This window comes from Paraburkholderia phymatum STM815, from assembly GCF_000020045.1.
Lineage (GTDB): Bacteria > Pseudomonadota > Gammaproteobacteria > Burkholderiales > Burkholderiaceae > Paraburkholderia > Paraburkholderia phymatum.
This window is the reverse complement of the sequence record NC_010623.1, coordinates 2071988-2084205: the sequence shown is the minus strand read 5'-3', so window position 1 is coordinate 2084205 and position 12218 is coordinate 2071988. Positions and strand designations below refer to the sequence as shown.

General features: G+C 60.6%; 8 protein-coding genes. 4 read left to right on the top strand and 4 right to left on the bottom strand.

The genetic code is table 11. From position 1 onward, the window contains the following. The first annotated feature begins 22 nt into the window (after nt 1–22). Both BPHY_RS43890 and BPHY_RS24970 read left to right on the top strand, forming a co-directional pair. Nucleotides 23–838 carry a YkgJ family cysteine cluster protein gene (locus tag BPHY_RS43890; RefSeq protein ID WP_012404241.1) on the top strand — a complete coding sequence of 272 codons (816 nt, stop codon included), beginning with the start codon at nt 23–25 and terminating at the stop codon, nt 836–838. 83 nt (nt 839–921) lie between these two features. Further along, nucleotides 922–1641, top strand: a complete 720-nt coding sequence (locus BPHY_RS24970; protein ID WP_012404240.1) for a DUF1223 domain-containing protein — start codon at nt 922–924, stop codon at nt 1639–1641. 205 nt (nt 1642–1846) lie between these two features. Here the strand turns inward: BPHY_RS24970 and BPHY_RS39150 are convergent, their stop codons facing one another. From BPHY_RS39150 to BPHY_RS24950, 4 genes are all read right to left on the bottom strand, one after another. Next, nucleotides 1847–2257: an Rrf2 family transcriptional regulator gene (locus BPHY_RS39150; RefSeq protein ID WP_012404239.1), complete on the bottom strand. Its 411-nt coding sequence runs from the start codon at nt 2255–2257 to the stop codon at nt 1847–1849. 12 nt (nt 2258–2269) lie between these two features. Beyond that, entirely contained in the window at nt 2270–2611 is a 342-nt protein-coding gene (locus BPHY_RS24960) for a BON domain-containing protein (protein ID WP_012404238.1), read from the bottom strand. A 1066-nt stretch (nt 2612–3677) separates the two neighbouring features. After that, nucleotides 3678–4184 carry a GIY-YIG nuclease family protein gene (locus BPHY_RS24955; protein WP_012404237.1) on the bottom strand — a complete coding sequence of 169 codons (507 nt, stop codon included), beginning with the start codon at nt 4182–4184 and terminating at the stop codon, nt 3678–3680. Between the two features lie 235 nt (nt 4185–4419). Further along, a complete protein-coding gene (locus tag BPHY_RS24950) occupies nt 4420–8520 on the bottom strand; it encodes an ATP-binding protein (protein WP_012404236.1) in 4101 nt (1366 codons plus the stop codon). Between the two features lie 657 nt (nt 8521–9177). Between BPHY_RS24950 and BPHY_RS24945 the strand changes: the two genes are divergently transcribed. Together BPHY_RS24945 and BPHY_RS24940 are read left to right on the top strand one after the other, a co-directional pair. Beyond that, on the top strand, nt 9178–10419 hold the full coding sequence (locus BPHY_RS24945; protein WP_012404235.1) for an SIR2 family protein: 1242 nt from the start codon (nt 9178–9180) through the stop codon (nt 10417–10419). Then, entirely contained in the window at nt 10416–12128 is a 1713-nt protein-coding gene (locus BPHY_RS24940) for an ATP-binding protein (RefSeq protein WP_012404234.1), read from the top strand. The genes BPHY_RS24945 and BPHY_RS24940 overlap by 4 nt, the downstream gene beginning before the upstream one ends. Nucleotides 12129–12218: the final 90 nt, after the last annotated feature.

Below are 12218 nucleotides of genomic sequence, written 5' to 3'. Positions count from 1 at the left end.
TTGATGTTCGTCGACACTGCCCATGCCAATTCACTTTTCATGCACCATGTGCGGCCGTTGCTGCCATGATCTTCGGCTGCCACTCGCCATCGACGAGGCGCTCGACTGGATTGCGCGCGGTGGTGAGGTGCAACTGTTTTGCGACGCGATCGTCTGGCCTCAGGAGCCGCAACAAACCGACCTGCTCGCCCAACACCGAAAGCGCCGCTCATTTGCCGCGCATAGTGGAAGGTTGCCAGTACGTGTAACGGTGACACTGGTGGCCGCGTTCGATGGACCGTGCCCAAACCTCCGCCCAGATATGTCCTGCGGCGCCTACGATCGGCGCCCGCGTGTGTGCCGCATCTATCCAGCCGAGGTCAATCCGTTCCTGAAACTCGACCCGGCCGCGAAGGCCTGTCCTGCCGACGCCTGGTCCGACGCGGGTCCCGTGCTCGTGCACGCGGGGCAGATTGCAAATGCTGACACGGCAGCGCTGATCGCGCAGTCGCATGAAGCCGACGAGCGCGACCGTGTGGCCAAGGCGCATCTGTGTGCGCTGCTCGGGTACGATAGCGCCGCCCTCGCAAACGAAGGTTTCGCGGTCTACGCGCCGTCGCGCCATCGCCTCGAAGCGGCGCTGCGAGCGGCGCGAGAGTCAGGTGCGCAGTTCGACCATCTCCAGCCGCGCTCATCGCTCCCCTGGCACATCATCACGAATCGCTCGACGTCGCTCGCGACGCTGCGATCGATCGGCGCAAACGCTCGACAGGCCGAAGATCGATTTCGCCCGGCAGAGGCCCCGGCATATCTGGGCTTCTTTGACGAGGACATCAGCGATAGCGATCGACGGAATTGATCGCATCGTCCGGCCCGCTCGAACCGTAACCTGCTCGCGATGGCGAGCGGACTGCCATAAGCGTCGCTTTCTGGAGTCAGACTATGTTGCCCCGCCTTCTCATTACCCTTATTGCAGGCGCTGCCGCGCTGCTCCCCCCGCATGCGTTCGCCGACGCACAGCGTCCGGTCGTCGTTGAACTATTCACCTCCGAGGGCTGTTCCTCTTGCCCACCGGCGGATCGCCTGCTTTCCGAGTTGAGCGACACGCGCACCGACGTTCTGCCTCTGGCGTTTCATGTCACATACTGGAATCAGCTCGGCTGGAAAGATCCGTTTTCATTCGCCGGCGCCGATGCGCGTCAAGCCCGGTACGCCCAGCAATTTCGTGGCTTCGAATACACGCCCGAGATGGTTGTCGATGGCAAAGCCGAGCTGGTCGGATCCGATCGCAGTGCAGCCGGCACGGCTATCGAGCACGCCAGGTCTGATGGCGTGACTGCCGCGACTGTGCGCGCTACACGTGCGAACGGCGGCGTTTCGGTATCCATTGGCCCTGGCGTCGGACGCGCGCACGTGCTGCTGATCGGCTACGACGCTCGTCACGTCACGGCGGTCGGCCGCGGCGAGAACGCAGGCCGCATGCTCACTGAATCGAACGTCGTACGCAGCATCGTGGACATAGGTGAGTGGTCCGGCGCGGCGCTAACGTTGCATGCCGATGCCGTCGCCGGCGAACATCATGTCATCCTCCTCGAGGCCGACGACGGCGCGATTGTGGGCGCCGCAAGCGTTATACAACCAGGCGAAGCCGCTGCTCGATGAGTGGTGGATCGTTGCCGTGGCCTGCATGTTTTTTTGATCAGCAGACTGGAGAATGCGAGCTGCCCGACACCGTTCTCGTAGCATTTTGAACCGGTTCGCCATAGCCGCTACTGCCTCACGACTTGCGCAAGGTAGCGACGACCGGCTGACAGATTGTGTGCGATTCACGACGCCGTGCTGAACACCCTGACTGCGCCGACAAGTTTCATGGATCTGACTTTGATACAGTACGCGCGAGTTCCTCGAGTGTCGTGCCACCCGGATTCTCTAAAAGCTTCTGTTGTGCGTTATCCAGCGCGATCGAAAGCTTCGCGTTGACGGCCTTCTCGACGGGACAATGCGGATGGTCGGCCGACGCTCCGATCGCAAAGACGTTCTCGCTCTCAAGTGCCTCGAATACATCGCGCGCGGTGATCATTTCCGCGGCGCATGCGACACTCCATCCGCCTTCTCGCCCTCCGGTAGATGTCACCAGCCCGCTGTCGCGCAACCTGCCCATCACGCGTCGAACCACGACGGCGTTAGTGGCCCAGAATCGCAACCGCCTTGCGCATCGGCGACAGCGATTCCGATTCAGGTTCAGGCCCGGCAGGCCCGGTATGCGCGTAGCCGGCATGCCGCAAAGGACCTATTGCCCTGCCTCCTTGACCGTCAGGGAATTTTTTACGGACGTCACGCCCTGCACTCCCTTCGCCAGCTCTCCCGCCTTGTCGATTTGCGCGGGGTCCGGAACCGATCCCTCAAGCACCACGGCGCCGCCCTTTGCGACCACGTTGATTCCCGACGTCTTGACACCGCCTTTCGAAAGCGTGTGAAGCACGTTCTTGCTGAGCGCGCGATTGGCCTGCTTGCTGGTGTGGGAACTTTGGGTTGACGGGGTGGCTGGTTCGCTCGTTTGCGGCCATGCATTGATGGACGTGGCAACGATCAACGTGCCACCGACCAGCGCAAGTGTCCTGATTACGTTCATTGTTCGCTCCAGTTGTGGATAGGATCGGGGTCTTACGCAGCCGGCTCTTTCATCCGATCAAAGCCCGGCACATCACATGACTGACGCAACCACCGTATGGACGGCGCCCTCTGTGACCAGCATATGCAATCCGTTGCGGGCCGGGTATTGGACTTTGGTCCCGTAATCGCGCGCTCGACAGCAGCCATGAACCTTGCGTGCGCCTGGAGCAAGACGCGATAGCATCGATCTTGCGTCAGCTTCCACGGGCTGCCTGGTTTTGGCGTTTGACTTATGTCAGTTCTCGCAAGCAATCAGGCGCTACCGTTTGAGTCAACGAAATGAAGCGGCTTGCTGCAGCCACTCAGCCACGCGCGCTACCACCGACAGCGGCGGTCGCCGGGCTCGTCTTTTCGTTGCTGATGCTCACCAGGCTCGTGATCATGCGTCTTGCCGTCCCGCACGTCGCGACGGAGCGGATTCCAGTAGAGCACGGTTTTGGTCGCGCCCTCTTGCCGGCCCTTCATCTCATACCCTTCTTTTCGGCCGGATCGGGGTGCGCGCCACCATAATCGAGTCATGGAAGTACCCACATCGGACACGCAATGAAAAGTACGCTCCTTTTTGTGCTCTCAACGCGGTGCTGAAAAAGTGCGCGCTTTTTTGTGTGTAGATCACTATCTGTCGACGCTCAAAAAGGCTTGAACTTTTGTAAAGTCACAAAACTCAGCCTTCGCGTGGTAAGTGCAGCCTTTCTTTGGGCTGACGATCGGTCCGATAGCACAAACATCTCTGCACTTTTGGCCGCGTCATGGACGCGTGTCGCCACCCTGCGCACGAGAGGCTGCACTTCCCGATCGGAGCGGGCCCTCCAGAGCCTCAAACTATTAGGACGCCATCGTGAAACGCACGGCTTCCGCACGCCACACGAGTCGCTGCCTCGCAATAAATATTCACCGGTGCTGATTCCGAAAAGCATACGGCGCGAAGAACACCTGATTTAATGCAATGCCTGAGTCCATGGATAGTCAGGTGCCGCGAACCGTGCATGGGCGTGGACGGGTATCCCCTTATGCGGGGGCCTGTGTCAATAGTCGCCATCCGGGTCGCCACCTTCCTCGTATTCGTAGATGATTCCGCACTTCAGGCAGCGCTCGCTGGCATAATTGTCGTTGTATTGCAGCCCGCAGCCACAACCGCACTTCGGGCAGAAGTCGGCGTCTTCAACGTCTGACCACTTCCATGCGCCGGCATATTCCGGGACGCCGTCCCTGTCGCGAGACAGGATCTCGAAGGCGTTGCCTTCTGTCGCAATGTACGCGCACACGCCATGTGACTTCAACGTGTCGAGAACCTGCCCGGGATGAAGCGTAAACCATTCGAGGCGAGCATGATGTGAGGCGTAGTGTTCATGAAGGCGTGACTCCAGCAGATAATCATTGTCGCTGTCGATCCAGCCCATCAGTTTCAGTTCATAGGGGCTGCCCGTCTGAAGGGCGCGAAGGCGCGCCCGAATATCCCGGCTACGACCAATTTTTACGCGCAGGGATTCGTGATCTTCGTTCTCGTTTTCAGCGATGAAGTAAACGGGCATGGTCATCCTCGATGCACGATCATGAGGCCGTGTCTTGAGTCACACGAGACTCGCGTTTGGCCGGTGTCACAATTATCAACGTCCGGTGCCTTGGTCGGCGTCCATTCCTTCCCGGTCGCCGCGTTGCGGCGGGCTTGCGCTTTTCCCACGCGAATTCGCCCCCCGGCCGGCTTCATCCGGAAAACCGCCCTTCGCGCATGCGCGCGGACGTATTGTATGCTCCCGCAACGATGCGTCACGCCGCAGGTTTCACAGCAAGCAGGCGAAAATGTTCGAGCAGATTCTGCGGCAGATTGATCGACGTCGCATCGGCAACGGCGGGAAGCAGTGCAGCCAGGAAGCCTTCGTCATCGTCGGCCATCGCCAATGACATCGCAATGCCCGGCACGGTCCTTTCGGGGCAAGAAAGGCGGAATCGTTCCGACACGATGATCCGCGTCCACGCCTCACGCTGCCAGGACGCAATCGTGCGGATGAGGAAGTTGCGAAAGTAAGACCGTGCCGTGTACAGAAAAAAACGTATGCCCGCGATGCAGTATGCTTCCGGCGCCGGTCTTGCGCCCGTCACGAACCAGCCGGCTTCATTGATCAGCGCTTCGTCAGAAGATGATGCACGGGGCCGGTCAGGCGTTGCGCTGACGCGTGAAAGCACAGCCTGCGCGAGCCCGCCACCGAACTCTGCATCCAGTGTCGCCTTCAGGTCTGCGAGCACCTCCGATTCGTGCGAGCAGGCAGCGCGAATGCAATAGGCGAGGACTACATCGTTTGAGAGCCCAGCAACGACCGGGAGGGAAACATCACTTCGTGGCAACGCCGGCACCGTGCCGCGTGCTGGCTTGCGCATATCGAAGGTCGCCATGATTTCGGCCTTCTTTTGCGTCGCGTACACCCTCGCCTCAATGTAATCCCACAGATGCCGTGCGAAAGTGGTACTCACATTCATACATGCCATGTCATGCGTCAACCGCTTTGTACGCAGGCTGATTTCCAGCGGGGGGATCGGACCGTCGACGAGCAGTACATTCAGGCGATCGGTGATGCCGGCGCTGATGCCGCTCGACATTTCGGTCTCGGCAAGCATATACCAGGCAACGTCGATCGGGGTAAGTGGGCGACCCGCAATCGCCTGCGGCGGTTCGGGATTGCTACAACACCCGGGCACCACCCGGATCGGCTCGCCGTCGATCTCGATCCCGCTTCGCTCTACACAGGACTGTGCCCACAGGACAGCGTGACGGACAACATGGTGGCAATACAGGGCGCGAAGCGATGCGGCTGGATCGAGGGTTGCCAGCGCAGTCAGCGCATCACGCAGGCCTGTGAGCGCCTGCTCGAGCGCACCACGGTGCAGGGCCGCCACTGCCGCGTCCGCGCCCAGCCCTATCGCCATGACCGCCATGTCGGGAAGTTCGACCTGCGCCGCAGCCTGCCTGCTCTCCAAGAACCAGATCTCGGCCAGCGCCCACTCGCCGCAATGCGCTGCGCTGATCGCGGCCTCCCGCAATGCGTTAGCGCGCTCAACAGGATTGTCACGCGCCACTTCGTCCGCGATCTCCCGAAGGATCTCCAGGGAGCGCGAGTGGTCCTGCCGGCGCCAGTACACCCTAGCCCGGGCGCGGGACAGCAGCACGTCCTCGCCCAGTGCCCGGACCGCTTCATCCAGCACATCCAGCGCGCCGCCACTATCGTTGAGGTACTCATCAAACATGACGGCCCGGGCTATCCAGCATTGCGCGGTCAGGGATCTGAGGCCCCACGAAGCGGTCGTAGACGCCATCCGCAGGTACCGCCCGGCCGCGTCGACTGCGTCCAGCACACCGCGTTGCCGCTCCAGCGTCCATGGTCCGCCGACAAACACCGACCAGTCGGGAACAACGTCCCTGATACCCAGTAGATAGTGCGAACGGCGCCCGGGGTCGATGTCGTCGAGTTGCCTAATGAGGCGCTCCAGCCGGGCCACGCTCGACAGACCTGCAGTACCAATGGTAAATAGGACCGCGAACACGTCTGCAGACCGGTCGTTACCCTGTTCGAAGTTGTGGCGCAGACGGCTCAGGAGTTCGTCGCCATTTGTTGCCTTCTCAAACGCCTGAAGGAGAGCAAGCCAGTTGTCAACGTACTGCGCAACGGACATCGTCCCGAGCACGACAGCGTACGCTACCACCCTGAAAGCACGCCCCGATTCGTCATCTGGCTGCCGTCCGGCCTCGGAAAAAAGAGCGGATGCGCACGCCCCGGCCCTTTCGAAGTCCCGGGCAGCGGCAAGGATCTTGAACTGCGCAAGCCGCAACATAGCCGACACACGGGCATGTTCTGGAAAAATCGGCCCGTCAGTACGTAGTAGCCTCAGTGCCAGCAGGTTATCCGCGAGAAACGTCAGTGTGCGTTCATCGGCAGTCAGGATGCTGTGTGAGAGGATGAGCAGGACACCCGCGTTCTTCCCGCCCATCGCGTGTATCAGGATCGAGTCCGCATCGCCGGCATTGATGGTGCCGCCGGCCGTCAGTTGCGTCGCAATCTGGCTGTGGATGCGGGTCTGCTCCACGGGCGAGAGCGCATCCCGTCCGGAGCCGGCCGCCAGCGGAGAAACGCGATATTGCCGGCGACCAGTGATCTCCAGCCAGGGCCCGATCAGCGCATCCAGACCCTCTCCCGCCTGCGTGACGGGCGTCGGCACATGTGCGATAGCCAGCGCCATGGCGCGGTCGAAGCGGCCTGTTGCCAGGCTGAGCCGATAAAGGAGCGTACGCGCGTTTTCCGGGAGTGCCGATACCAGTGCCCGCCTCGCGGCTTCCCGCACTGCTTCGACGTCGTCCGACGAAAGACCACGGGCAAGAGACTCCCCGATCGCACTGGCCGGCCAGCCGCGCGCGCCCATCCCTGATACGAAGGCGTGGACCAGTTGTGGGTGCCCAGAAGCACCGGCGACATGAGCCAGACGCCCCCATAGTTTGGGGTCACCACCGTAAAGCGTGACCAGATCCGCTGTTTCTTCTGCCGTAAAGTACGGGCAGTCGATCTGGCAATCCGGATCGAGCCCGGCATGGAACAGGGACGTTACGGTCGGCGCAAAATAGCACGTGACGATCACGGCGAAATCGCGCCTTCGTAACGCCTCAAAAAGAATCGCGAGCGACGAAGCCACGAGTGAGTCGTTAAATCCGTTCAGATCGTCCAGGATAATCGTGCGCGCCTGAAGGGCCCCAATGCGCGAGACCAGTGTATCCAGTCGACTTCGCGTCTCGTGCGCGTCAACACCCCGGAACTCCGCGATCACGAAGCTGTCTGCCAGACTTCTCGCCACGACCTGGGCAATCGAGGACTTTCCAAGGCCGCTGGCGCCGACAATGAAACTGGCGCCACGCAGACGGATCAGGTCAGTCACGCCAGACTCGATTACTGTGCGCGGGACCATGCGCCGTCCAGAGGGTAGCGCACTGCCGTCGATAATCCAGCGTGGTTCAGAGGCGGCGACGTGGACGCCTGCGTCCTGATGTCCCAATAGCGAATTGGCAAGTCCAGAAGCGAACAGCGTCATCAGGTCGGCCGTCGCGCGCGGCACGACGATCCGCGTAGCTTCATCCACCGCTGAATAAAGACCGGAGCGCGTCAGAACGCGATCTTCGGCCCTAGTCGCAATGCTCCTTTGCAGCACACGATAGATAAGTACGTCGGCAAGGCGTTTCGCTTCGGGCGCGGGGAGTCTGAATACTTCGCGGCCAATCAGAACAAGCCGCTCCTCGAATTCCAAGCGCAGTGCGGCGAGGTCCGGCTTGCCGCAATCCCAATGAATCCTGCGCAGCAGATCGCTGCGAACGGCTTCGTCATTCCTGGCCTTCACGAACTCTTGCACAGGCAGCGCAAAGCCGTCGCTCTCAAGGATCGACCGCAGCGGTGCGACATCAGCGCCTGTTGCAGCCTTGCGCCAATACGCGAGACCGGCCATCCCGCCAGGCCGGTCGCCGATTGACCGTTCGGTCCCGATCTCTGAAGTCGTCAGGTAGCGTAACCGGACATCCGCCGTCGGGTTACGCTCCCTCAACGACACAAAACTGGCAATCGCATCCCGCACGCCAGCCGTGTTGAGAGTGATCGATCCAGAGATTTCAGTGTCTCTGACCTGGACTGCTTCAAGGGCGCCATGTGCGACCACTGTGTAATCTTCCGCAACTTCCAGAAACAGCCGGCCCTGTGCGTCGATGTCCAGCCAGGCAAGCGCCGCGGCCGTCACCTGATACGCATAGCCGCGCAGAGCATCGACCGCCTGACGTGCAGCGTCGCCCTGCGGCACCAACCCGCCATGTCCGGCAGTAAAAAGCTCTGTGTTGCTCGCCATTGCTGTTTCTCTGTATAGACGTCACAGATTCCGGACCGTCTGGCGGTCCGTGCTGTGCCGGGTGCAAAGTCTATCATCCGCCGAAGGGGCACTTTCGGCACATCCGGTTATCTGGCCGTGCTGGTGACAGTCCGGGTTGGGATCTGAAGATGCCCTACCGTGCCCACCTCATCGCACTGGCGGATCTGTACCAGATTCCGGTGTCGACCCTGCTGCTGCGCGGTTCGCAGCGGGCGGTCAACGTCAGCCTCGACACCACCGCACGGCTGGCGCGACTCAGCAACGATGACCGCGCCTGGGTCAGTAACCTCGTCAGAGACCTGTGCAGCCGGCTGCCGGCTTTAGACGCAAAAAGGGCGGACACCAAGGCCAAGGCGCGTCGCCTGGCACCTGAAGTTGCAGTAGGTAACGTTGCTCAGGACGATACTCGTTCTCGCTCACATCTGTCCGTAATGGCGATCCGCATACGGGGTGTCGCAACGCCTTGGCCCTGTTTCGCTGGCCACCTTCGTGGCATTTTGGGGAACTCCCCCACCAAGCGTCCATCCGGATTGCATAACCACGCGCCCGTTTTCGACTCGACTCACGCCTGCAGGTATCCTCGCACCCACCTGAAAATCGTATACTGCCCGGCACTATCAGTGCGGAACCCAGCAAATGCAGGTATTCACTTATCGAAGTGCCGGACAGTGGGAAAAGACACGGCCACCCGGCGAGAATGGCGAACCCGTGTCAGATCCGGCGCTCGACGAAATCCAGCGCAGTCTGTCCGACTGTTTCCGGTGCAATAACCTGGTTGTTCTCACAGGCCTCGGGACATCGCTGCACGTGAATGTTGATGCGGATAAACGCGCAGAAGGTCGCAAACCGGTCGAAGGCAAAAGACTGGCGCCAACCATGTGGGACCTGTGGTCGAAAGTGCGTGACGTGACCGGTGACGATTTCGAGCGGGTTCTTGCGCTTTCACGTCTGCCAGAAGATGAGCAGCGGAAAGGAAATATCGAGGCGCTGCTTTCTCACTGCAAGATCGCCGCAGAGTTCCTGGCTGATCAGGATGGACGCGAGACCGTCCGCCGGTTCATTCACACGGCCGAATCGACGGTTCGGGACGCCGTGCGCTTCCTCGAGCCCGACGATAACGTCGCCGTGCACGCAGATTTTCTGCGCCGACTGTCGCGCCGCTCACCGCGCAAGATGCGCAGCAAGCTCTTCACCACGAACTACGATCTGTGTTTTGAGTACGCCGCGCGCAAGGGCCGCTATGTCGTGATCGACGGTTTTTCGCACGCCAGCCCACAGGTCTTCGACAGCCTTTACTTCACATACGACATCGTCAGGCGCGACAGCAACCCCGATAGCCATGATTTCATCTCGAACGTCTTTTTGCTCTACAAGCTCCATGGCTCGATCGACTGGATGAGAAACCCGGCAACGAACGAGATCGAGAAAAGGCCTGACTGCGACAGTCCGCTGCTGGTTTATCCCCGCAACACAAAATATGAACTCGCGTTCGAGCAACCCTATTTCGAGATGATGTCGTCGCTTCAGGCGGCACTTCGCCAACCCGACACCGGACTGCTGATCCTCGGCTTCGGCTTTAACGACAATCACATTGCGGAGCCGATCCTGTCGGCAATCAACTCGAACCTCGGTCTCAAGGTAGCCGTATGTGACCCGGGACTCGCACCGCGCACGGACGATCCCAAAAAAGCGGGAATTGACGCAACGAATGTGCACCTGAAGAAGATCCGTTACCTCATCGAGCATGGCGATGCCCGCCTTGCGCTGATCAGCGCGACGTTCGAGGAAATTGTGCCCCACCTGCCCGACATTGCTGCCGAAACGGACCTCGAGCAGCACCTCGAACGCGTCCGGCGTCTTCGAGGCGAAAAGGCATGAACCGGCGCCTGTCCACCAGCCCATTCGATCCGAGCAGATACGTCGGCTCCGTGTCGTACGTGAGTCCCGACGCTGCGAAGATCAATCTGCCTTTTGCAGCAAGCGTCTCGGCGCGCCAGTATTCAGGCTACGCAGTTCTCGGCGGCCAGGTGGGTGAGTTTGTCTTCATCGAGGGGGAAGGACTTGCCGTGCTCGGCCGGATTACCGAGGTGCGGCTGCCGGACAATGAACGGCTCAAGGCGGAGCCCGTGCTAGGTGAACGCCCCGACGCGCATCCGATCGGATTCGTGCAGTTGCTGACGACACTTGAGCTGGCAACCGGTAAGGTGATTTCTGGCATTCCGGTTCATCCCCGCATCGGCCAGCAGGTCTATTCGGCACATCCACTTCTGGTCAAACACATCGTCGAAGGCAACAACGCCGGCGTTGCCGGGCTCATTGAACTGGCGACAATCTCGCAGGAATCGGGTACCCGGGTCAATGTCAGTCCCGCACATATGTTTGGCAGGCACTGTGCAGTGCTTGGTGCTACAGGCGGAGGCAAAAGCTGGACCGTGGCACGGATCGTCCAGGAAGCCGCCCGCATCGGCGGCAAGATCATCCTGATCGATCCGACGGGAGAATTTCACACGTTCACGAAAGGCGTCCAGGCGATCCATCTGGGAGGCGAGCGAGAAAGCAAAGACGACCCTCGTCAGTTCGTCGCCTTTCCATACTGGCAGCTCACCGAGCCCGATCTTTTCGCTATCTTCCAGCCGAGTCCCGGGGCGCAGGTACCCAAGCTGCGCGAAGCCTTGCGCAGCCTCAAGCTCAACTACGTTCTGAATGGCGAAAACGAGCCCCTTACCATCAAGAAGGCAGGCACCGTCCGTCGGGAGTTCAACGTGGCGTGGGCCCGCCATGAAGGAGCTGTCGAGGCCGAGGGCGCCCGATACCTGATTTCGCAGCTTGGAAAGCAGATCTTCGAGGAGTGCGTCTACGAAAATGGCGGCTCCCTGGCAAAGCCCGACTACTCCGTGTGGGGCGGGTACGACGAGCGGACCAAAGGCTATTGCGAGACACTCGTCGCAAAGATCTATTCGATCACCCGCTCGAAATCGCTGCGCTGCCTTTTCCATCCGGAAGCATTCGAGTCATCGCTGACTGGGGAGATCGACGCGTTTCTCGAATCCGGCAACCGGGTTCTCCGGATTTCGATGGAATTCTTGCCGTTTGATCACAACGCCCGTGAGCTGCTGGCCAACGCCATCGGACGGTATCTGCTCGGTATGGCCCGTCAACGTGCCTTTGAAAAGATGCCCGTGGTCGTTGTGCTGGATGAGGCGCACCAATTCCTGAACCGGAATATGGGCGACGAAAACAACCGCATACATCTTGATGCTTTTGGGCTGATTGCCAAGGAGGGTCGAAAGTACGGTCTGACGACAATCCTGGCGACACAACGCCCGCGCGACGTGCCGGAGGATGTGCTAAGCCAGATGGGTATGTTCATCGTCCATCGGCTCATCAATGAACGCGATCGCGACGTTGTCGAAAAAGCGTGCGGGAATCTGGACGGTTCGGCGGCGGCATTCCTGCCGACGCTTGGGCAGGGCGAGGCCATTCTGGTGGGTGTTGATTTTCCCATGCCCACGCCCGTCAAGATAACTGAACCGGAACACCCGCCAAAGTCAGAGGGGCCCGCTTACCACAGATTCTGGAAAGCGTAGTCGCGCGGAGGTTCCCGGCGGCAGCCCCTGCAACTACGCAGACACCGTCCAGCGGTGAGGCTGGTCGACGGCCAGCTCAACCCGCTGATC